24 protein-coding genes are annotated in these 21,519 nt (G+C 41.1%); all 24 read left to right on the top strand.

The genetic code is table 11. The features are described 5' to 3' along the window. Positions 1–45 precede the first annotated feature (45 nt). The 24 genes from AKG39_RS12110 to AKG39_RS11995 all read left to right on the top strand — a co-directional run bounded on the left by AKG39_RS12110 (position 46) and on the right by AKG39_RS11995 (position 21,484). Positions 46–1,707 carry a propanediol/glycerol family dehydratase large subunit gene (locus AKG39_RS12110; protein WP_050740665.1) on the top strand — a complete coding sequence of 554 codons (1,662 nt, stop codon included), beginning with the start codon at positions 46–48 and terminating at the stop codon, positions 1,705–1,707. 18 nt (positions 1,708–1,725) lie between these two features. Continuing rightward, on the top strand, positions 1,726–2,376 hold the full coding sequence (locus AKG39_RS12105; RefSeq protein WP_050740664.1) for a propanediol/glycerol family dehydratase medium subunit: 651 nt from the start codon (positions 1,726–1,728) through the stop codon (positions 2,374–2,376). Positions 2,377–2,392: 16 nt separating this feature from the next. Then, positions 2,393–2,893 (top strand): diol dehydratase small subunit, encoded by a 501-nt coding sequence (locus AKG39_RS12100; protein ID WP_050740663.1) that lies wholly within the window; start codon positions 2,393–2,395, stop codon positions 2,891–2,893. Between the two features lie 38 nt (positions 2,894–2,931). Beyond that, positions 2,932–4,749: a diol dehydratase reactivase subunit alpha gene (locus AKG39_RS12095; RefSeq protein ID WP_050740662.1), complete on the top strand. Its 1,818-nt coding sequence runs from the start codon at positions 2,932–2,934 to the stop codon at positions 4,747–4,749. A gap of 7 nt (positions 4,750–4,756) precedes the next feature. Continuing rightward, complete coding sequence (locus AKG39_RS12090; protein WP_242852606.1) at positions 4,757–5,125, top strand: glycerol dehydratase reactivase beta/small subunit family protein; 369 nt, start codon at positions 4,757–4,759, stop codon at positions 5,123–5,125. A gap of 12 nt (positions 5,126–5,137) precedes the next feature. Next, entirely contained in the window at positions 5,138–5,524 is a 387-nt protein-coding gene (locus tag AKG39_RS20720; protein WP_050740660.1) for a BMC domain-containing protein, read from the top strand. Between the two features lie 56 nt (positions 5,525–5,580). After that, complete coding sequence (pduL, locus tag AKG39_RS12080) at positions 5,581–6,234, top strand: phosphate propanoyltransferase (RefSeq protein WP_050740659.1); 654 nt, start codon at positions 5,581–5,583, stop codon at positions 6,232–6,234. Positions 6,235–6,238: 4 nt separating this feature from the next. Continuing rightward, positions 6,239–7,063, top strand: coding sequence for an ethanolamine utilization protein EutJ (gene eutJ, locus AKG39_RS12075; RefSeq protein ID WP_050740658.1), 825 nt, complete (start codon positions 6,239–6,241; stop codon positions 7,061–7,063). A gap of 51 nt (positions 7,064–7,114) precedes the next feature. Continuing rightward, positions 7,115–7,927: a flavoprotein gene (locus AKG39_RS12070; protein ID WP_050740657.1), complete on the top strand. Its 813-nt coding sequence runs from the start codon at positions 7,115–7,117 to the stop codon at positions 7,925–7,927. 16 nt (positions 7,928–7,943) lie between these two features. Beyond that, complete coding sequence (locus tag AKG39_RS12065) at positions 7,944–8,222, top strand: EutN/CcmL family microcompartment protein (protein ID WP_050740656.1); 279 nt, start codon at positions 7,944–7,946, stop codon at positions 8,220–8,222. A gap of 12 nt (positions 8,223–8,234) precedes the next feature. Beyond that, a complete protein-coding gene (locus tag AKG39_RS12060; RefSeq protein ID WP_050740655.1) occupies positions 8,235–9,248 on the top strand; it encodes a cob(I)yrinic acid a,c-diamide adenosyltransferase in 1,014 nt (337 codons plus the stop codon). A 25-nt stretch (positions 9,249–9,273) separates the two neighbouring features. After that, positions 9,274–9,681, top strand: coding sequence for a GlcG/HbpS family heme-binding protein (locus AKG39_RS12055; RefSeq protein WP_050740654.1), 408 nt, complete (start codon positions 9,274–9,276; stop codon positions 9,679–9,681). Positions 9,682–9,722: 41 nt separating this feature from the next. Then, positions 9,723–11,132, top strand: coding sequence for an aldehyde dehydrogenase family protein (locus tag AKG39_RS12050; protein WP_083439528.1), 1,410 nt, complete (start codon positions 9,723–9,725; stop codon positions 11,130–11,132). 14 nt (positions 11,133–11,146) lie between these two features. Next, complete coding sequence (locus AKG39_RS12045) at positions 11,147–12,472, top strand: 4Fe-4S dicluster domain-containing protein (protein WP_050740653.1); 1,326 nt, start codon at positions 11,147–11,149, stop codon at positions 12,470–12,472. A gap of 24 nt (positions 12,473–12,496) precedes the next feature. Continuing rightward, positions 12,497–13,453, top strand: coding sequence for a DUF7973 family transport facilitator (locus tag AKG39_RS12040; RefSeq protein WP_050740652.1), 957 nt, complete (start codon positions 12,497–12,499; stop codon positions 13,451–13,453). 54 nt (positions 13,454–13,507) lie between these two features. Beyond that, positions 13,508–14,056, top strand: a complete 549-nt coding sequence (locus AKG39_RS12035; protein ID WP_050740651.1) for a BMC domain-containing protein — start codon at positions 13,508–13,510, stop codon at positions 14,054–14,056. 140 nt (positions 14,057–14,196) lie between these two features. After that, positions 14,197–15,336, top strand: a complete 1,140-nt coding sequence (locus AKG39_RS12030; protein WP_050740650.1) for a hypothetical protein — start codon at positions 14,197–14,199, stop codon at positions 15,334–15,336. A gap of 290 nt (positions 15,337–15,626) precedes the next feature. After that, on the top strand, positions 15,627–17,345 hold the full coding sequence (gene dnaX / locus AKG39_RS12025; RefSeq protein ID WP_050740649.1) for a DNA polymerase III subunit gamma/tau: 1,719 nt from the start codon (positions 15,627–15,629) through the stop codon (positions 17,343–17,345). 87 nt (positions 17,346–17,432) lie between these two features. After that, positions 17,433–17,777: a YbaB/EbfC family nucleoid-associated protein gene (locus tag AKG39_RS12020; protein WP_050740648.1), complete on the top strand. Its 345-nt coding sequence runs from the start codon at positions 17,433–17,435 to the stop codon at positions 17,775–17,777. A gap of 5 nt (positions 17,778–17,782) precedes the next feature. After that, positions 17,783–18,382 carry a recombination mediator RecR gene (recR, locus tag AKG39_RS12015; RefSeq protein ID WP_050740647.1) on the top strand — a complete coding sequence of 200 codons (600 nt, stop codon included), beginning with the start codon at positions 17,783–17,785 and terminating at the stop codon, positions 18,380–18,382. A gap of 204 nt (positions 18,383–18,586) precedes the next feature. Then, entirely contained in the window at positions 18,587–20,320 is a 1,734-nt protein-coding gene (gene ptsP, locus AKG39_RS12010; RefSeq protein WP_201780279.1) for a phosphoenolpyruvate--protein phosphotransferase, read from the top strand. Between the two features lie 27 nt (positions 20,321–20,347). Beyond that, a complete protein-coding gene (locus AKG39_RS12005; RefSeq protein ID WP_050740646.1) occupies positions 20,348–20,611 on the top strand; it encodes an HPr family phosphocarrier protein in 264 nt (87 codons plus the stop codon). A gap of 124 nt (positions 20,612–20,735) precedes the next feature. Then, positions 20,736–21,125, top strand: a complete 390-nt coding sequence (locus AKG39_RS12000; RefSeq protein WP_050740645.1) for a YtxH domain-containing protein — start codon at positions 20,736–20,738, stop codon at positions 21,123–21,125. Positions 21,126–21,202: 77 nt separating this feature from the next. Then, positions 21,203–21,484 carry a hypothetical protein gene (locus AKG39_RS11995; protein ID WP_126981231.1) on the top strand — a complete coding sequence of 94 codons (282 nt, stop codon included), beginning with the start codon at positions 21,203–21,205 and terminating at the stop codon, positions 21,482–21,484. The last annotated feature ends 35 nt before the right edge of the window (positions 21,485–21,519 follow it).

Raw genomic sequence — 21,519 nt, 5'->3', positions numbered from 1 at the left:
GTAGCTGTTCGTTGGTTTTCTAAGAAAGAAGGAGGAATAATGACTATGAAGTCAAAAAGATTTGAAGCTTTAGCAGCACGTCCTGTTAACCAGGATGGCTTCGTTAAAGAATGGCCAGAAGTTGGTTTGATCGCTATGAATAGCCCTGGGGACCCTGTTCCAAGTTTGGTTATTAAAGATGGTGTTGTTGTTGAATTAGATGGAAAAGCAAGAAAAGATTTCGATATGTTGGATCTGTTTATTGCCAACTATGCAATTCGTTTAGAAAAAGCCGAAGAATACATGAAAATGGATTCTTTAGAAATAGCTCGTATGCTTTGTGATATTAATGTTGGTCGTGCCCAAGTTGTTGATGTAACAACCTCAATCACACCTGCAAAAATTACAGAAGTATTAGGAAAAATGACTGTTCTCGAAATGATGATGTCGATGACAAAAATGAGAGCACGAGAAATTCCTTCAAACCAATGTCATGTTACCAACGTTAAAGATAACATGGTTCAAATTGCCGCAGATTCAGCAGAAGCTGCTCTTCGTGGATTTGATGAACAAGAAACTACAGTTGGGATCGTTCGTTACGCACCATTTAACGCACTAGCCATCATGGTCGGTTCAAACTCTGCAAGACCTGGTGTTTTAACACAATGTGCAGTTGAAGAAGCAACCGAATTAAACCTTGGTATGAGAGGTTACACCGCATACGCTGAAACTATTTCTGTATATGGTACAGAACAAGTATTCATGGACGGTGATGATACGCCATGGTCTAAAGCTTTCTTAGCTTCCTGCTATGCTTCACGCGGTCTTAAAATGCGTTTCACCTCTGGAACTGGCTCAGAAGTACAAATGGGCTACTCAGAAGGTAAATCAATGCTTTATCTTGAATCAAGATGTTTATATGTTACCAAGGGTGCCGGCGTTCAGGGAACTCAAAATGGATCTGTAAGCTGTATCGGCGTACCTGCCGGTGTACCAGGCGGTATTCGTGCCGTTCTTGCTGAAAACTTAATTGGTGCTTGTCTTGACCTTGAAGTTGCTTCAAGTAATGACCAAACCTTTACCCATTCAGATTTAAGAAGAGTTGCTCGTTCATTAATGCAAATGGTTCCTGGAACTGACTTTATCTGTTCCGGTTATGGTGCTGTTCCAAACTATGATAATATGTTTGCCGGTTCAAACTGGGATGCAGAAGATTTTGATGACTGGAATGTAATCCAACGTGACCTTAAAATTGATGGTGGCTTAAATCCTGTCACTGAAGATGCCGCTGTTGCCGCTCGTGCCAAAGGCGCTCGCGCAATCCAGGCAATCTTCAGAGAATTAGGTTTACCAGAAATTACTGATGCTGAAGTTGAAGCTGCAACCTATGCGAATGGCTCAAAAGACATGCCTGACCGTGATGTTGTTGCCGATCTTAAAGCTGCAGAAGACATGGTTGCTCGTGGAGTAACCGGAGTTGATTTCGTTAAAGCCCTTGATAGAGCTGGATTTGGCGATGTTGCAGCCAGTATATTTGGCTTGTTGAAACAACGTGTTTCTGGTGACTACTTACATACATCAGCTATTTTAACCGCTGACTTTAAAGTTATCAGTGCAGTTAACTGCAAAAACCATTATACAGGACCACAAACTGGTTATGTAATTAGCGATGAAAGATGGGAACAAATTAAAAATATCCCAGCTGAAATCGATCCAGCAAACTATTAGGAAAGGGGTGTAAGAAGAATGGCTATTAATGAACAAATGTTAAAAAGCATTATTGAAGATGTTTTAAAAGAAATGACCGGTGCAACTGCTGCTCCAGTTGCTTCTAAAGCTGCAGCAGCAGGCAAAGTAAAGCTCACTGCTATTGGAGATGCAAAACAAGGAACTGCCAGTGATGAAGTAATCATCGCCCTGGCTCCTGCATTTGCTGAATCCCAAACTGAAACAATTACTGGAATTCCTCATGATAAAGTTCTTAAAGAACTAATCGCCGGAATTGAAGAAGAAGGCATGAAGGCACGTGTTGTTAAAATTTACAGAACTTCTGACGTTGCTTTCTGTGGTCATGATGCTGCTCAATTGAGCGGATCCGGCATTGCCATCGGAATTCAATCAAAGGGAACCTGTCTGATTCACCAAAAAGATTTATTTCCTTTAAGTAACCTTGAGTTATTCTCGCAAGCCCCATTGATCGATTTAGAAACATATCGAGCAATTGGCAAAAATGCGGCTAAATATGCTAAAGGCGAAAGTCCAAATCCAGTTCCTGTAAAGAACGACCAGATGGCTCGTCCAAAATATCAGGCATTTGCAGCATTGTTACATATTAAAGAAACACAGCATGTTGTTCAAGGCAAAAAGCCAGTAGAACAACAAGTTGCGTTCATATAAGCGGAGGTGAAATAGAATGACACAAGAACAAATGTTAGAACAAATTGTTAAACAAGTTATGAGTTCTATGGGTACTGTTACAGCTTCTGCTTCTGCCGGAGGCGCTTTAACAGATGCGGATTATCCAATCGGCGAAAAAAGACCTGAGCTTCTTAAAACACCAACAGGGATTGCTTTTTCTGACTTAACCGTCGAAAAAATGATTTCTGGAGAGCTTAAATCTGAAGATATGAGAATTACACCTGAAACATTGGAATTACAGGCACAGGTTGCAGAATCCGTTAAACGTGGCGCTTTTGCAAGAAATTTAAGAAGAGCAGCAGAACTCATTGCAGTTCCAGATGCTCGTCTGCTTGAAATTTACAACTTATTAAGACCTTACAGATGTACAAAAGCCGAATTATATGCGATTGCTGATGAACTTCAAAATAAATACGGTGCTACCATCAATGCCGCATTTGTAAAAGAAGCAGCAGATGTATATGAAGTCCGAAAACGACTAAAAGGCGACAATTAAATCATAATTCACGGATTATGTTTTTGGAGGAATAAGATATGATCATTGCAGGGATTGATATTGGAAATGCAACAACGGAAACCGCAGTTGCACGTTTTAATAACCAGGAAAAACCTGAGTTCCTTTCCAGTGGTATTTATGATACCAGTGGAATGAAAGGGACGCGTCAAAATATTCATGGAATTTTCGCCTCCTTAAAAATAGCCCTTGACAAAGCACATTTGACTGTAGACGATATTGATTTAATCCGGATCAATGAAGCTGCTCCTGTTATTGGGGATGTAGCTATGGAAACGATCACTGAAACAATTATTACAGAATCAACCATGATCGGTCACAATCCCTCAACACCTGGGGGATTGGGGATCGGCGTGGGTGTGACTGTAGAAATAAGGGATGTTCATAATGTGGAAAAAGGATCTTCAATAATCGTCATTATTCCAAGAGAAGTCGATTTTGAAGATTCTTCGCGCATTATTAATAATACCGTTAAAAATGGTATATTTGTAAATGGTGCCATTGTCCAACGTGATGATGGCGTTTTAATTAACAACCGTTTAGATAAAAAAATCCCGATTGTTGATGAGGTTTCCCTGATTGAAAAGGTACCATTAAACATGAGGGCTGCCATTGAGGTGGCTGCTCCCGGTTCGGTGGTTGAACAACTATCAAATCCCTACGGTATCGCTACCGTTTTTGATTTGACTTCTGATGAAACAAAACTCGTGGTACCCGTATCAAGAGCACTCATTGGAAATCGCTCGGCAGTAATCATTAAAACACCCGCAGGAGACGTTAAAGAACGTAAAATTCCCGCAGGTAAAATCATTATTCAAGGTGCTACCAAAAAGGCTGAAATTAATGTAGATGACGGTGCTGAAAGAATCATGGAAGCGATTCGTTCCGTTGCTCCCGTAGAAGATATTAAGGGTGAACCCGGTACAAATGCCGGAGGAATGCTGGAAAAGGTAAGACAAGTCATGTCAAACCTTACTGAACAGCTTCCAGCCACCATAAAAATTCAGGATTTATTGGCCGTTGATACCTTTGTTCCACAAGTTGTAAAAGGCGGAATGGCAGAGGAATTTTCCATGGAAAACGCTGTTGGTATAGCAGCTATGGTTAAAGCCGATAAACTACAAATGAATATGATTGCAGAAGAGCTTGAAAAAGAATTGGGTATTAAAGTTGAAGTGGGCGGTGTCGAAGCAAATATGGCAGTCCGCGGTGCATTAACAACCCCAGGAAGCAACAAACCATTGGCAATCATCGATATGGGTGCTGGATCAACAGATGCAGCAATAATAAATAGGGCAGGCGAAATTAAATCGATACATTTAGCCGGTGCCGGTAACATGGTAACAATGCTGATTGGATCTGAATTAGGATTTGAAGATATGGGTATTTCAGAAGATATCAAAAAATATCCTTTGGCAAAAGTTGAAAGTTTATTCCATATTCGTCACGAAGATGGAACTGTTCAATTTTTTGATAAACCACTTGATCCACAAACATTTGCCAGAGTGGTTATTTTAACACCGAACCGAATGGTTCCGATTCCAGGAAATTATTCCTTGGATCGAATTCGAACGGTTCGCCGGGAAGCAAAAACAAAAGTATTTGTTGTGAATGCAATTCGTTCTCTGGAACGGGTTAGTCCCACTGGAAACGTAAGAGACATTGAATTTGTAACCCTTGTGGGAGGATCAGCATTGGATTTTGAGATTCCCCAATTGGTCACCGATGCATTGTCGAAATACAGCATTGTAGCGGGTCGTGCAAACATCAGAGCAATAGAAGGCCCACGTAATGCAGTCGCCACTGGCTTAGTGCTTGCTTATGGAGTAGGTGATTAACATGCGGATGGATTATGATGTTCCAAAGCCAGAAATAAAAGTAGTGCATAGTAAACAGGCAAATTGTCCAAATGTGATCAACCAGGTACTGCATGGCATTGAAGAAGAAGGCTTGCCTTATTCTGTTGAAGAAAGCGATGAAAACAATCCGGTTGAACTTGCTTTTCGCGGCGCGGAATTATCACATCTTGGCGTTGGTATTGGCATATCAAACGAGACGGTCGTTTTACACTTTATTAAGTTAAAAGAGGACCAGCCCTTGTTTATAATACCGACCTACAGTAATGAAGCAACACTCCGGGCGATCGGCAGCAATGCGGCCAGACTCGTAAAACGGATGCCATTTAAAAATCTTGATAATACTGAACTGTCGTAAGGAGGGGTTGATTTGAGTAGAAGAGAAGCCATCGGCTTAATCGAAGCTATCGGGTTGGCCACAGCAATTGATGCAGCCGATGCGGCGGTTAAGTCAGCTAATGTAAGACTTATTGGTTATGAAGTTTGTAAAGGTGATGGTATGACAACCATTAAAGTGGCTGGCGATGTGGGTGCCGTTAAGGCAGCCGTAGAAGCTGCCACGGCGGTCTGTGCCAGAGGTCGCGGTGTTTGGGGAAGTAAAGTTATTGCCCGACCCAGTGAAGGAATTGAAAAATTGATTTACAACAGTCATACGGTTGGTTACACACCACCAGAAGTAATTCAGACTGAGGCAGAAATAACTGATACAAAAGATACAGAAGATACAGAAGATACAGAAGATACTGTAATAGATTAAAAAGTTTATTTTGGTAATTCAGACAAAAGTGATCTTTTGAAGAAAAGGTGTAAAGCATGAACGAGAATGAAAAAAAAGTAATTGAAGAGATCATCATCAATACGGTTAAGAAATTATTGGTTGAACGAGATTGTCCGAACCGAGTGGTTTTAGGAATATCAAACAAGCACATGCACCTTACCCAGGAAGATATTGAAACTCTTTTTGGCAAAGGTCATACCCTTACCAATTTGAAAGACTTAAAACAGCCTGGACAATATGCGGCAAAAGAAACGGTTAAAGTCATTGGCCCTAAAGGCAGCTTTGACAAGGTGCGTATTTTAGGCCCGGCCCGACCCGAAAGTCAAATTGAAATTTCGTTAACCGATGCCAGAACCATTGGCGTAGATGCACCCATCCATGAATCCGGGAAACTGGAAGGTACACCAGGCATTATTCTTGAGGGACCTTGCGGACGGATCGAGCTTAAAAAGGGTGTAATGGTTGCACTCAGACATATTCATATGCCTTTAGACATTGCCGAAAAGCTGAATATAAAGGATAAAGATTATGTTTCTGTTGAAACCGAAGGTATTCGAAAAACCATTTTCTGTAATGTGCTTGCTCGGGTATCAGAGAAATTTGATTATGAAATGCATCTGGATACCGATGAGGCCAACGCAGCAGGTTTAAATAACAATGATTACTTAAAAATAATTCCGAACAGGTGAAAAAATGGATTGGAAATCTGGTAATGACGCAATTCTTGAGTTTGCAGAACTTATTCGTAAAAAGAAAGCCAATAGCTACACAGGGAAACTAAAAGTAGGTGTGGATCTCGGAACTGCAAACATCGTTATCGCAGTAGTTGATGAGAATAACCGACCAATTGCTGGCGTCACCCAAGGTGCATCAGTGGTTCGAGACGGTATTGTTGTGGATTATATGGGAGCGAGTCAGATAGTACGAAAACTCAAAAGTGAGGTTGAAGGCATAATTGGTGTCGATTTATCATACGCCAATGCTGCAACAGCCATCCCTCCGGGTATTATGGCAGGGAATACAAAAATTATCGCCAATGTTGTGGATTCGGCAGACTTCGTTGTTACCAACGTTGTTGATGAACCAACAGCAGCGGCCACAGTCCTCGGCATTCAAAATGGAGCCGTTGTGGATGTGGGTGGTGGAACCACCGGAATCAGTATTCTTAAAAATGGAGAAGTTATCTTCTCGGCTGACGAAGCAACCGGAGGCACACATATGACGCTAGTGCTGGCAGGTTTTCATCACATAAGTATTGAAGAAGCTGAAGAACTGAAAAAGAATGAAGAACAACGAAAGATTTTTCCTATAATCAAACCCGTTGTGCAAAAGATGGCATCAATTGTCAATCGGTTTATTGGTGGATATGATGTTGGTGAAATTTATGTGGTTGGTGGTGCCTGTGTTTTTAAAGATTTTGAAAAAGTCTTTGAGGATGAAATTGGAATAAAAACCATCAAACCCGTTGAACCATTATTGGTAACACCTCTAGGGATAGCCTTTAATTGTCAAGCTTGAGAAATGTGGTGATGTAATTTGGAAATAAAGGGGATACTTGAAGAGAGCTTAATGGATATTCTTATTCAGAAAGTTGTGGATGAAGTAATCAGGAGAATAAAAAATCAACCTAAAAAAGCGGTTGTACTCTTTACGGGAGCCACAATCGGTTTTAGTCAGGCGATGGAATCACTGTTAAAATTACAAAAAGATGGTTGGCAATTAAAAGTTGTTCTTTCTGATGATGGCATGAGGGTTTTAGATCCGGAAGCCATAAAAAAGGAATTAAATCTTGATGTAGTTTATTACAGTTGCAACATTACAAGCCAGAAAGAGTTGTATGAATCTGCAGATATGATGATTGTTGGGAGTATGAGCGTTAATACTGCGGCTAAATTGGCTGTTGGGATTACCGATACGGTTCTGCTATCTCTCATTAATCATGGTTTTATGGCGGGAATTCCTGTTGTAGCGGCTAAAGATGCCTGTAATCCCGATGATCCCAAAAGAGCAAAACTTGGAATGGGAAAATCTCCCGAGAAGTACCGTCAAATGCTTCATGGAAATATTAACGTATTATGTGAATTTGGAATGCAATTGGTGAATGCCGAAGACTTGTATGAAACCTGCTCAGGCAAAGTGCCGATAAAAAGGGAAGTACCTGAAGCTGCAGCTAAACCCGTTGCAAAAACAGAAAAAACAGTAATGAAGTCAGAAACATCTGATACGAAGGGTGAATGTGTACTAAACAAAAAAGTAATAACCCGCACAGATATACTTAAAGTACAGGATGCAAAAGTGGTTAAAATTCCTGCTGATGCCATTATTACAGAATACGCTGTAGAAACCATTAATTCATTTGGACTACAGATCATAAGGACTTAATAAGGGTGGTGAATTTATGCAGTTAGCAAAAGTAGTCGGAAACGTAGTGTCAACCCAAAAAGACAAAAATCTTGTGGGCTGTAAACTGCTGATCATAAAAAAAATAGACGAATACGGTGAATTTGAAAAGTATTCCAGTTCATCAACAGCTGTTGCTGTTGACTCGGTGGGCGCAGGTATTGGAGAAACGGTTATCGTAACCCAGGGGAGCAATGCTCGCTATGTTTACGGTGATAAAATGGCTCCACTGGATATGACCATTGTTGGAATCGTTGATGAAATTCAAATCGTATAGTGAGGTGAAATAATGCCGAACGTATACACTAGAGGCGGTGACAAAGGGGAAACCGGTCTTTTAGGAAACAGTCGAACCCCTAAAGATAATATCCGAGTTGACGCTTATGGAACCATGGATGAAGCAAACTCAGCCATTGGTCTGGCCTATTCACTAAGCAAGAATGAAGAAATTCGTAAAATCTTGCACCAGATACAAAAGAGAATTTTTGTGTTGGGAGCAGAGCTTGCCAGCGATGAAAAAGGAAAGGCCATGTTAACGGATAAAATTTCCCAGGCAGATATTGATTTTATGGAATCAATTCTGGATTTTTATCTTGAAATAATCGGTCCACAAAAAAAATTCATTATCCCTGGGGCTAACCCCGTTTCGTCAGCGTTGCACCTTGCACGCACAATCGTTAGACGAGGGGAACGCCTGATTGTAACGTATAACCGGGAGAATGAAGACAGCCGACCCGAATTGGTGAGATTTGTGAATCGATTGTCAGATATGCTTTTTGTTTTAGCACGGGCAGAAGAACATTACCAGACGGTAGGGGAAATTATGGAACGTGTTATGAAAAAGATTAATGCTTTGGGAGAAACAGAAGATTTTGATCAAAGTGAGTCAGAGTTACCGAAAAAAGAATATTCATTACTCACACTGGCAAAAAAAATGGCGGCGGCAGCCCGGGTTAAAGCAGAAGAAATCAATGTACCCATTGTTTTTTCTGTGGTCGACATTGGCGGCAACCTAACTTATTTTGAACGCATGGAAAATGCTTTATTGGTCAGCATCGACATCTCAGTGAACAAGGCATATACAGCCAATGCACTGAAAATGTCAACGGATAAAGTCGCAGGTGTCGTAAAGGAAAATGGTTCTCTTTACGGCCTCCAATGGACTAACAATGGTCGTCTGGTTGTATTTGGCGGAGGATATCCACTGATTTACAATGGTGAAATCATTGGCGGTATTGGTGTCAGCGGCGGAAGTGTGGATGAAGATATGACTATTGCCAAGAGTGCATTAGCAATTCTATAAAAAATATAACTTGGAGGATAAACAAATGACTACAACCGGTAAATTATTGGATATGGCGAAAAAAATGGCAGAAGCTGCTGCTTTAAAGGCAATCGAAATTAACGTGCCGATGGTTATAACAGTTTGTGATAGCGCCGGAAACCAGGTATTATTAAATCGCATGGAAGATTCTTTATTAGCCAGTATCAGTATTGCCACAAATAAGGCGTACACTGCAGTTGCTTTAAAGATGAGCACTGACACGGCGGCTGATCTTGCTAAAGAATCCGGTCAACTTTTTGGACTTACTACCTGTGACAACGGTAAAATGGTTGTTTTCGGTGGTGGATTCCCGATTTACGAAGGGGATAAAATCATTGGCGGCATTGGCGTGAGTGGCGGTAGTGTTGAAGAAGATATGACGGTTGCTAAGGCTGGACTGGCAGCGCTGTAAAAGACACTAAAAAAAGAAACTTGATCCAGGAGGAAGCTAATATGAATATTGATACCACAGGTATTGAATATATTGTTAAAAAAGTTATGGCCGAAATTGATTGTGTCGAAGAAAAAGGTTGGCCAGTCAAAGACGGTGAATATGGCGTATTTAACGATATGAACAACGCTATCGATGCAGCATATATTGCCCAAAAAACATATATGAGACAAACCATGGCATTTAGAAGCAAAATTATTGCTGCAATGAGAGCCGAAATGCTAAAGAAAGAAAATATGGAAGTAATCTGTCAAATGGCTGTTGAAGAAACAGGCATGGGGAATTACGAACATAAGCTTATAAAACATGAGTTGGCAGCAACAAAAACACCCGGGGTAGAAGATCTTGTGGCTGAAGCATTTACCGGAGATGATGGATTGACATTAATGGAACAATCACCTTTTGGGGTGATCGGTTCGGTATCACCATCAACCAACCCCAGCGAAACAGTAATCAGTAATGGCATCGGCATGCTTGCCGGTGGCAATACCGTTGTTTTTGCTCCGCATCCGAGTGCTAAAAAAACCAGTGCGCTCACAGTTAAACTATTAAACAAAGCCATTATCGCAGCAGGCGGCCCGGAAAACTTAATTGTTACCACGGCTAACCCAACCATTGATAGTGCGAATGTTATGTTTACCAGTGATAAAATCACCATGCTGTGTGCAACCGGTGGTCCTGGAGTAGTAAAACAAGTATTAATGAGTGGTAAAAAAGCCATCGGTGCCGGCGCCGGAAATCCACCTGCTTTGGTTGACGAAACCGCCGATATCGAAAAAGCCGCAAAAGATATTATTGATGGATGCTGCTTCGACAACAACCTTCCCTGTATTGCCGAAAAAGAAGTTGTCGTTGTGGAACAGGTAGCAGATTATCTCATTTTCAACATGAAGAAAAATGGAGCTTACGAACTAAAAGATGCTGCAAAAATCAAAGAACTTGAAGATTTGGTCATTCCGGAAGGTCGCCTTAGTCGGGACTATGTTGGAAGAGATGCTAAAACAATCTTAAAGGGCATAGGTATTGAAGCAGATCCATCCGTACGTGTTATTATTATGGAAACAAGCTGCAATCACATTTTTGCGGTTGAAGAATTAATGATGCCGATTCTCCCCGTTGTTCGAGTTAAAAATATTGCCGAAGGTATTGAGCTTGCAGTTTGTTTAGAAAATGGCAACCGACATACTGCTGTTATGCACTCGACAAATATTAATAACCTGACCGAAATGGCAAAAAGAGTGCAAACCACTATTTTTGTTAAAAACGGACCTTCCTATGCAGGAATCGGTGTTGGTGGAGAAGGCTATACAACCTTTACCATCGCCGGACCAACCGGCGAAGGACTAACATCCGCTAAGACATTTACGCGAAAACGAAGATGTGTTTTAGTAGGAGGATTTACGATTAAATAATAGAGGTGTTGTTCATGAGCGCAAATTTAGTAGAATTAGTACAAAGCGCCGGCATCGTTGGTGCCGGTGGGGCAGGGTTTCCGACCCATGTCAAAATAAATTCCACTGTTGACACCGTTATTGTCAATGGCGCGGAATGCGAACCTTTATTGCGAGTTGATCAACAATTAATGGCATTGGAGACTGTTAAGATGTTAACAGCGCTCCAGGCCGTTATGGATCAAACAGCCGCCAAAGAAGGTATTATAGGTATTAAAAAGAAATATACAGATGCTATTCAAGCCATAAACAAAGAACTGCCGAAATTCCCATCAATTAGAATTTATGAATTAAAGAATTTCTACCCTGCCGGAGATGAGCAGGTCCTAGTTTATGAGACTACAAAACGGATTGTACCAGAAGGTGGAATCCCATTAAATGTAGGTACTTTGGTCATAAATGTGGAAACACTTATTAATATTTATGATATATTGGCCGAAAATAAACCTCTGGTTGATTCTTATCTCACCATTACCGGAGAGGTAAGAAACATGATCACGACAAAAGTTCCCTTGGGAATTACCGTTCGTGAAGCCTTGGAATTGGCAGGCGGAACCACCATTGACGATTTTGTCGTTATTAATGGTGGCCCGATGATGGGAAAAATAGTGGATGTTGATTCATTCGTCACTAAAACAACCAAAGGGTTGATCGTGTTGGCAAAAGATCATTCGCTTATTCTTTCCAAAACAAAATCTGTCAAGGAATCAATGCGAATGGCCGGGATGGCATGCATGCAATGTAATTATTGTACCGAACTATGTCCGCGTTACGGAATAGGACATAATTTGGAACCGCATAAACTGATGCGTATTGCAGCCTACGGTTCAACCAATGATGTGACCACTCAAGCTACAAACGCTTTCCTATGCTGTGAATGTGGCTTATGTCAATATGCATGTGTAATGGACTTACAACCTTGGAAGTTCAATAGCATGCTGAAACGAGAACTTGGAAGCAAAGGGATAAAAAACCCTCACCACAACGTTCCAACTGAAGTAGAAGCTTACAGAGCAGTCAAACAGTTTGATGTTCACCGTTTAGTAAAACGATTGGGACTCGAGAAGTATGATCTTCCGGCGCCAATGGTTGAAACGAACAAAACATTTACTGAAGTCAACCTATTATTGTCACAACATATAGGTGCACCTGCAATGGCGATTGTTAATGTTGGCGATACCGTGGAAAGAGGGCAACTCATCGGTGAAATACCCGAAGGGAAACTAAGTGCAAGAGTTTTTGCAAGTATCAGCGGCAAGGTAATTGCCGTGGATGGTGAAAAAATCACTATCCGGTCCTAAATACATATTTAAAAGGGGGATATTATGGACTTTACAATGTTAATCGCCGCATTTGGGGGTGGCTTACTCGCCACATTTTTTGGTGGGATCACCGCCTTTGTATTCACCGGTTTAACCGTTTTTGCCGCCGTTATGGGTGGTGCTGCCGGAGCACCGGCAATCAGTATTATTAGTTTTGGTTCCTGGTTCGGACCACATATTTCATTTGCTGGTGCTGTCGCCGGTGCTGCGTTTGCAATGACACGAAATCATATTGAAAATGGTCAGGATATTGTCACGCCACTTGTAAAATTCGGCGATCCAATGGTATTAATCGTCGGTGGTATTTTTGGGATGATCGGTTTCCTGATCCAATATGTTGTTGGACCAGTTATCGGACCAGTGTTATTCAATGGTATTCTTGGTGATGGCGCAGCCGGTTGGACCGACACCGTTGCCTTTACCGTTGTTATTTCTGCTATTATCGTTCGTTTAGTCTTTGGTAAAACAGGCCTCACCGGAAAAACACCGGCCGGCGAAAAACGTCAATGGGTGTCAACCGGTAGCCGGTTAGGATTTATTCTGACCTACGGTTTTGGTATTGGTATTCTTATTGGTGGCATTGCCGCCAAATTGGGAACACTTGGTTTAGTGGACGGCGTAGCCGAAGCTGCTTACATGTTCTCATTGCTGCCGGTTCTCGGTTTTGCAGTGGCTGCAATTTCCCTGATCCTCATTATGTGTGGCCATGCATTTGAAGGCTGGCATCATATTGTCCTGCCAGCGGGTTCAACAGCAGTGATTCTTTTCTCTGCCACACTGAATCCTTTTGCTGCCATTATCGGCGGTGCGATTACAGGTATGATTACTGCATTCATTGGCGAATGGGCTGCTAAAACATTCAACAGTTTCGCAGATACTCATATTGACCCTCCTGCCTGCACAATCTTTATTATGCAGACAATCAACTTTGTTGTATTGGGTGGACTGATTTTAGGATAGTCAGAAAGATGATTTTCGATTAAATGCATTCACAGTATAGAAGGAAGTGGTATTTTGAAAAAAGCAGTAGGTTTTATGGAATTTAAGAGCATTCCAAAGGGTATAGAATCCACTGATGAAATGCTCAAATCCGGTAATGTTGAGCTGATGATGGCATCACCACTCTGTCCGGGAAAATATGTCAGTATTATTTCCGGTGATGTGGACGCTGTCGAAGCTTCACTTAAAAATGGAGAACGTATTGGTGGCATCTATGTGCTGGAGACTGAACTTTTACCGAATATTCATCCCGATGTTTTACCTGCCATGTTAGGCGTTGGTGAAATAAGTGAACTAAAAGCACTTGGGATCGTAGAAACTATTAATGCAATTTCTTCAGTTCGAATTGCCGACATTTGTATAAAAGCTTCAAATGTGCAAATTGTTGAGATTCGAATTGCAAGAGGCTTGGGTGGTAAAGGCTTTGTATTAATAACCGGTGAAATTTCTTCAGTTAAAACAGCCATTGAAACGGCAAAGGCACAGATGATAGAAGGAGGACTTATTACAAGTTACTCAATTATCGCGTCACCCCACAAGGATATTAAGAAAATTCTGTTTTAAACAGAGCAACAAATTTAATTGTGTAGAAAACAAATGGCTTCGGTCATTTGTTTTTTATACAATAGTTTCTATTTTTTATAAATGCTCCAAGGCCATTTATAAAAAATAGAACATTGATTTCATAAAATAAGGAGGTCGTTATGGCTCGTAAAAGCAAACCTAAATCACAATTAACAAAAGAGACGGTTACTCTGAATACACAAGATGAGATGAATACAAGTGAAGTGGGGAATGAAGAAGTGGGAAAAATTGATGATTTTATTAAAAAAGTCGGAAAAGTCATAAAAGGAGAAGAAGAAAAGAACGAAGAAAATTCAGCCGAAATAAAAAAGAGTGCGGATGCTAAAGCCAAGTTAAAAGTAGACCAGGAAGCTGCCGCCAAGGCCAAAGTCCAGCAGGAAGCCGCCGCTAAGACCAAAGCAAAGGCCGACCAGGAAGCAGCAGTAAAAGCCAAAGCAAAGGCCGATCAAGAAGCTGCAGCTAAGGCCAAAGTAGAGGCTGACCAGGAGGCCGCAGCAAAGGCCAAAGCCCAGCAGGAAGCCAAAGCAAAAGCAGATCAGGAAGCTGCTGCAGTAAAAGCCAAAGCCCAACAGGAAGCTGTAGCTAAAGCCGACCAGGAAGCCGCGGCAAAGGCCAAAGCTCAGCATGAAGCCGCCGCAGAAGCAATAAAAGAAAAAGAACGTGCTGATTTAGCAGTAGCCGCAGCCGCAGCCAAAGCTAAGGCCAGAGAAGTTACTGCCCGAGCTAAAGATATTGCTGAAAAAGCCAGAGAAAAAGCCAAAGTGGATGCCCAAAATTTAGAAAATAGAATTCGGGAAGAAAAAGAAAAGATCGAAGCCGAAGCATTAGCAAAAAAAGAAGCACAAAAAAAGAAGGAAGCAGAGGAAGCCATTGAAGCAGCAAAAAAAGAAGCTGAAGCCGAAGAAAAAAAACAATTAGCAGCAAAAAAACGCGCAGAAACGAAGGCTCGGAACCTGGCAGAGGCCGAAGAAAAGAAGCGACTCGAAGAACTGGCCCTGGCCGAAGCCAAATTGATGCGAGAAAAAGAAGCTCAGGAACGTGAAAAAAACAGACTGGACAAAGAAGTACAGATTCGACGTGACTTAAGGGAAAAAGCAAAAGCATTGGAAGATGCAACTTCACGGGCCATGGAAAAAGCCATTGCCAGAGAAAAACAAATCCGGGCGGAACTTTCTGAAAAACGACAACAGACACGGATTGAAAAAGACAAAAAAAGACAGGCGAAAAAAGAAAAAGATCTGCCTTTCCATCTTTTATAAAACGCATAATTTTGAAGTCCTCTTTTTATTAAAGGACTTCTTTTTTTATTATGGTATAAACTATACAAATAATACGGGTTGTAATATAATTAATACAGTAAAAACAAATATAGCTGATTTTAAATAAATAGCTTACATGCGGTCGGTTTATATGAAACAATTCTACCACTCAGCGTCGGACACTAACGCGATGTTTGTCTAAGATGTTGCAAAAATGATTCGAAACCGACAGTAGGAATTAAATACTAACTACCAATGAATTAACCACAACTAGAATAAGAGAGGCTCATATGGCATATTTAGCACTTTATCGAAAATACCGTCCCAAAACCTTTGACGAGGTTATTGGACAGGAGAGCATTACCCGAATACTAAAAAACCAAATCCAGTACAATCGCGTTGGCCATGCTTACCTTTTTTCTGGAATTCGCGGTACCGGGAAAACATCATTGGCAAAAATATTTGCAAAGGCAATTAACTGTCCCAACGGTATAGATGGTAACCCCTGTAATACCTGTGAAATCTGTATTAATATCGATCGCTCCGGTGTGATGGACATTATTGAGATTGATGGAGCCTCCAATCGCGGTGTGGATGAAATTCGGGAAATAAGGGAAAAAGTTAAATACCCACCCACCGTTGGCCGTTACAAGGTGTATATTATAGATGAGGTACACATGCTCACCAAGGAAGCCTTTAATGCCCTTCTCAAAACATTGGAGGAACCTCCTGAACATGTGGTGTTTATCCTGGCAACCACCGAGCCCAATAAATGCCCGGCAACCATTCTTTCCCGGTGTCAGCGCTATGAAATACGACCGATTCCAAAGGCCTTGATCATCGGTCAAATGGAAAAGATCTGTCAAGACTTAAACATTACCATGGAATCCCAGGCGCTGGATTTCATTGCGGTCCGGGGCGAAAATTCAATGCGTGATGCCCTGAGTCTCCTCGATCAGATTGTGGATTTAAAGGACAGCGAAGGTCATGTTTCCATGGTGGACCTTTTGGATTTCACCGGAATGGCAGATAAATCTGGTATCCATAATTTAGTGAAAAAAATTTCCGCAGGAGACAGTGCCGGTGTCCTTTTGTGTCTCAGAGAAATGGTAACGCGGGGTAAAGACAGCATTCTACTTATGGACCAGGTGATCGAATGCATTCGCGGAGTGTTGATCACAAAAACTGCCGGAGAAACTGCCGTTGAAATTTTAGGGTGCACTCCGGAGGACTATCAGGATTTCAATGCATTGGCAGAGACTTTGGCATTTAACCGGCTTTATAAAATGATTAGTCATCTTATTGAAGAGAAGAACAAATTAAAATACAGCACCCTCCAAAGCATCATTGTTGAAATGGCATTTTTAAGATTGTGTCTTAAAGATGACGTTGTCTATGAGCAAACGATAATTATGCCGGCGGATCGAAAAAAAGCGGTATCCATTCCTAAAACTGAAATAAACGAGCCGATCAACAAAAGCATTGAAACAATGCCAGAAGTTTCGGGACTTGAGTCCCCTGAAATTAATGAAAAAAATACGGCATATTTTGAAACCGCAGATAAAGAAGTACCCATGGTTTTGGAAGCAAAGCCTGAAATAAAGCAGCCAATCAACGAAACAGCAGCGGTAACAGCAATAGAAAAAACAAATAAATTCACAAAACACGACGAGATGAAATTGTTTAAAAAATTATGTGATGATATCGGAAAAACGAATTCTGCCCAGGCCATGTTTTTAAAACGCGGTGAACCGAACTTACAGGGAGAGGATCATCTGATCCTAACTTTTTCAACTGAGAATCAAAACTTTTTTCATTTTGTGAATAAACCGGAGCTGGTACAAACATTTGAGACCGTTCTTACTGAAGCAACAGGAAAAAAGATCACTGTTTCCATTAAGCTTGAAGAAGAAAACTTTGGCGATTTGGATATGATCGAGAAAACCCGACGGATAATTAATAATGATGAAATCACGATCGTTGAAGTCGATGAATGCAAAGAAAAATAGACGAAAAAAGATAGTGATAAAAACCTGGATTTAATGTTATAATATTCTGGTTATTAAGATTAAATGTAAAACATATAGGAGGAAATTATGGCTAAACGAAAAATGCCCGGTGGAATGGGTGGTGGAAATATGAACAATATGATGAAACAAGTTCAAAAGATGCAACAGGATATGGCAAAGGTTCAGGCAGAGCTTGAAGAAAAAGAAGTTGAAGCAACTGCCGGAGGCGGTGCCGTTAAGGTTGTCGTTACCGGCAAGAAGACGCTTTTGTCCGTAAAAATCGATCCAGAGGTGATTGATGAGGATGATATTGAAATGCTGGAAGATCTTATTCTGGCAGCAGTGAATGAAGCCTTGACAAAAGCTGAGGAAATGGTTAATTCTGAAATGGGCAAAGTCACCGGCGGCATGAACATTCCAGGACTGATTTAAAAACGATGGGTTACTATCCAAAGGCTCTGGAACGTTTGGTCTTAGAACTGGGAAAACTCCCGGGGATTGGCGAAAAAACAGCCCAGCGTCTCGCGTTTCACATTATTAATTTATCGGAAGAAGAAATTAGCAGTCTTACCGAAGCACTGACAACTGCAAAAACAAAGATAATCCTATGTGAAAAATGTTTCAGCATTACAGATAAGGACATTTGCGATATTTGCGGAAATCCCAACCGGGATCAACAAACAATTTGTGTGGTTCAGAATAGCCGGGATATTTTTGCCGTGGAAAAAACCCGGGAGTACAATGGTCTTTACCATGTGCTACACGGTGCCATTTCACCTCTAGAAGGTATCGGCCCCCAAGATATAAAAGCCCGGGAGCTGTTATTGCGGATTGGCGAAAACGATATCCAGGAAGTCATCATGGCAACCAACGCCACGGTTGAAGGCGAAGCCACGGCCATGTATCTGGGAAATCTGATTAAACCATTAGGTGTTAAGGTAACCCGTCTGGCCAAAGGCATCCCCATCGGTGCCGACCTTGAATACACCGACGAAATCACCCTGATCAAAGCCTTTGAAGGAAGAAATACCATATAGTTAAACCCACAGCAATTGTAAGACTAAAAACCAAAACTTAATTGCTTTGATGTCTGTCTCTATAAACAATTTTGTAACGTATAGGCGAACAGTTCAATGAACTGTTCGCCGTATAGTGGAAAAATTGTTTTATAGAGACAGGCAGCGAAGCTCGTCGAACTTTCGCAATTGCCTACCAAACCCTTACAAAAGGAGATAATCGATATGTTTATAAAAGAAGGAATCATTGCATCACCTGGCATCGCCATTGCAAAAGCCCTTGTTTATGAAAAAGTGGTTGTTGAAGTGAGCCAGGCTAAACATGAAGACAGCGCGGTCGAAATAAAAAAATTTCATCTGGCACTTAAACAAAGTCAGGAACAATTGGAAAAAATTCAAATAAAGGCTGTTAGTGAACTCGGGGAAGAAGATGGCGCTATTTTTGCAGCCCATGCCATGATTCTTGAGGATCCTGAATTTGTGGAGAGTGTTGAAGCAGAAATTAATGATCACAAATTTTGTGCCGCCTATGCTGTTAAAATCGTTACCCATCGTTTTTTTCTAATTTTCGATGAGATGGATGATCCATATTTCAGCGCCAGAGCTGCTGATATTAAAGATGTGGGAACCCGGGTACTTCACAATATTTTAGGTGTAGTACTGGCGGATTTATCCAAACTCAGCGAAAATGTTATTATCATTGCGGATGATCTTACGCCATCAGATACAGCTCAGATGGACAAAAAAAAGGTGAAGGGATTTGCAACCAATATTGGCAGTAGAACTTCCCATACGGCTATTATGGCCCGCAGCCTTGAAATTCCGGCAGTACTTGGTTTAACAGATATCACAGAAACCGTGAGCACCGGGGATATGGTCATTGTAGATGGATTAAAAGGCATTGTGACGATAAACCCGGATGCCAGTCAAATAAAATCCGCTGAAGAGGAATTACTTGCATATCAGGCACATCTAAAGGAATTAGAAGGATTAAAAGACTTGGATGCGATTACCCTGGATGGACATAAGGTTGAGCTGGTTGGAAATATTGGGGAACCGGGTGATGTCATCGGCGTTCTTAAAAACGGCGGCGTTGGGGTTGGTCTTTACCGCACCGAATTTTTATACATGAACAGCGAGACAATGCCCGGGGAAGACAAACAATTGGCGGCTTATCGATCCGTATTGGAAGCCTTTCCCGATGGTCCGGTTATTATTCGTACTCTGGATATTGGCGGCGATAAAAAACTGCCTTATTTACCAATGGATGATGAACTTAATCCATTTCTGGGATTACGGGCAATAAGGTTGTGCTTTAAAGAAGTGGCACTCTTTAAAATTCAGCTGCGGGCAATCCTGAGAGCCAGTGTTTATGGTCATGCCCATATTATGTTCCCAATGGTTTCATCGGTGACTGAAGTCAGACAGGCAAAGGTCATTCTAAAAGAATGTATGAAGGAATTGGAAGAATCAGGCATTCCCTACGACAAGGATGTTAAAGTCGGGGTTATGATTGAAATTCCCTCGGCAGCCATTACCGCGGATATTATTGCCAAAGAAGTTGATTTCTTTAGTATTGGCACCAACGATCTTTGCCAGTATACCATGGCGGTGGATCGTATGAACCAGGAGGTATCCTACCTTTACGATCCCTTTAATCCGGCAATTCTGCGTCTGGTTAAACAGGTTATCCAGGCATCCAATAATGCACCGGGACTTTTTACCGGCATGTGTGGTGAAATGTCAGGGGATCCTATTGCCGCCATTATTCTTTTAGGTTTAGGCCTTGATGAATTCAGCATGAGTGCCATCGCCATCCCACAGATAAAAAAGATAATTCGCAGCGTTCGTTATGAAGACGCCAGGGTTATTGCAAACGAAGCCCTTAACCTGGAAACAGGCGAAGCAGTGGTGGATCACGTTCTTGAGTCCATGAAGAAACTTAAAATAAATATTTGATCACAGGATCATAAGGAGAAAATTATTATGGTAATAAAAGAAGTAACAGTATTAAATGCAACAGGTCTTCACGCTCGGCCAGCATCTATGTTTGTGCAAACAGCAGGAAAATTCAAATCTAAAATTTTTGTAATTAAAGAAGAAAATTCCATTAATGCCAAAAGCATTATGGGTATTATGGCAGGCGGAATTTCCCAGGGAACCACCGTCCAAATAAAAGCCGAAGGCGAAGATGAAGCCGCTGCAGTTGATGCATTAGTCGAACTGATCAATAATAAATTCGGCGAATAGCAGAAAAAGGCGCAAAAAAAGTCAATAAAAACTCGGAAAAACAAACAAAGAATCTGTTAATTTAAGTATTTTTAGGGTACAATAAGGGAATAGAAAATTATCATTAAAAATGGAGGAGTTTATTATGAGCAGTAACAAGTTGTATTTTGTTGGTGGAATCTTTTTAGGAACCATTGTTGGAGGCGTTCTTGGTCTTCTACTTGCACCTGCATCAGGCGATGAAACACGCAAAAAAATTGTCGAAGGAACCGAAGAAACACTTGGCAATGTTTATGATCAGGCTATGGAATATAGCGAAAACCTGAAAGAACAATTCCAGGATATCCAGGAACAAATGACCGAGCGCATCGGTCAATATAAAAATCAGATTGAAAGTAAAATTCAGGAAATTCAAGACGAAGTGAGTGAAGATCTCTCAATCTTAGACGAAGAACTGGAAGAGATTAAAAAAGAGGAAGAAGCCAAAGCAGCAGCTGAAAAATCTGAGGATAGTCCAGCCGGGAGCAATGTATGATCACACTTGATTTTAGCTTATGGGAGCTAGGTATTTTTTTAGTAGGAATAGCTTTCATTATTGGCTCTGTCTATTTAGTGAAGTTATTTAAAAGTCTGTCATTGACCTTAGATACGACCACAAAGCTGATGGAGGACAACCGTCTGGTTCTCAGAAGTATTATGTCCAATGCCGATGAAATTACGAAATCCTCGGCTAATGTGGTAGATAAGGCCAGCCTTATGGTGAATGAAGTTGAACAATCAGTCAGCACCATAAAACAGGATGTTATTGATCCACTGGTAAGTACGATTACAATCCTTGCCAATTTACTAAGTCGGTTAAAATCCTTTGATTTCAGGAATAAAAAAGCAAAATAAGGTAGTTGGCCTTAATAATAAGCTTTAGGCCCAAT

The organism is Acetobacterium bakii, assembly GCF_001263355.1.
GTDB classification, from domain to species: domain Bacteria; phylum Bacillota; class Clostridia; order Eubacteriales; family Eubacteriaceae; genus Acetobacterium; species Acetobacterium bakii.
This window is presented reverse-complemented; position numbering and strand designations above follow the sequence as displayed.

Bases quoted from the DNA above. Each gene is read 5' to 3' on its own strand.
- AKG39_RS12020 (WP_050740648.1), top strand. From the start codon at position 17,433: ATGGCTAAACGAAAAATGCCCGGTGGAATGGGTGGTGGAAATATGAAC.
- AKG39_RS12065 (WP_050740656.1), top strand. From the start codon at position 7,944: ATGCAGTTAGCAAAAGTAGTCGGAAACGTAGTGTCAACCCAAAAAGAC.
- AKG39_RS12030 (WP_050740650.1), top strand. From the start codon at position 14,197: ATGGCTCGTAAAAGCAAACCTAAATCACAATTAACAAAAGAGACGGTT.
- dnaX (WP_050740649.1), top strand. From the start codon at position 15,627: ATGGCATATTTAGCACTTTATCGAAAATACCGTCCCAAAACCTTTGAC.
- AKG39_RS12055 (WP_050740654.1), top strand. From the start codon at position 9,274: ATGACTACAACCGGTAAATTATTGGATATGGCGAAAAAAATGGCAGAA.
- AKG39_RS12095 (WP_050740662.1), top strand. From the start codon at position 2,932: ATGATCATTGCAGGGATTGATATTGGAAATGCAACAACGGAAACCGCA.
- AKG39_RS12100 (WP_050740663.1), top strand. From the start codon at position 2,393: ATGACACAAGAACAAATGTTAGAACAAATTGTTAAACAAGTTATGAGT.
- AKG39_RS12070 (WP_050740657.1), top strand. From the start codon at position 7,115: ATGGATATTCTTATTCAGAAAGTTGTGGATGAAGTAATCAGGAGAATA.
- eutJ (WP_050740658.1), top strand. From the start codon at position 6,239: ATGGATTGGAAATCTGGTAATGACGCAATTCTTGAGTTTGCAGAACTT.
- AKG39_RS12050 (WP_083439528.1), top strand. From the start codon at position 9,723: ATGAATATTGATACCACAGGTATTGAATATATTGTTAAAAAAGTTATG.
- AKG39_RS12040 (WP_050740652.1), top strand. From the start codon at position 12,497: ATGGACTTTACAATGTTAATCGCCGCATTTGGGGGTGGCTTACTCGCC.
- AKG39_RS12090 (WP_242852606.1), top strand. From the start codon at position 4,757: ATGGATTATGATGTTCCAAAGCCAGAAATAAAAGTAGTGCATAGTAAA.
- AKG39_RS12105 (WP_050740664.1), top strand. From the start codon at position 1,726: ATGGCTATTAATGAACAAATGTTAAAAAGCATTATTGAAGATGTTTTA.
- pduL (WP_050740659.1), top strand. From the start codon at position 5,581: ATGAACGAGAATGAAAAAAAAGTAATTGAAGAGATCATCATCAATACG.
- recR (WP_050740647.1), top strand. From the start codon at position 17,783: ATGGGTTACTATCCAAAGGCTCTGGAACGTTTGGTCTTAGAACTGGGA.
- AKG39_RS12045 (WP_050740653.1), top strand. From the start codon at position 11,147: ATGAGCGCAAATTTAGTAGAATTAGTACAAAGCGCCGGCATCGTTGGT.
- ptsP (WP_201780279.1), top strand. From the start codon at position 18,587: ATGTTTATAAAAGAAGGAATCATTGCATCACCTGGCATCGCCATTGCA.
- AKG39_RS12060 (WP_050740655.1), top strand. From the start codon at position 8,235: ATGCCGAACGTATACACTAGAGGCGGTGACAAAGGGGAAACCGGTCTT.
- AKG39_RS12110 (WP_050740665.1), top strand. From the start codon at position 46: ATGAAGTCAAAAAGATTTGAAGCTTTAGCAGCACGTCCTGTTAACCAG.
- AKG39_RS12000 (WP_050740645.1), top strand. From the start codon at position 20,736: ATGAGCAGTAACAAGTTGTATTTTGTTGGTGGAATCTTTTTAGGAACC.
- AKG39_RS12005 (WP_050740646.1), top strand. From the start codon at position 20,348: ATGGTAATAAAAGAAGTAACAGTATTAAATGCAACAGGTCTTCACGCT.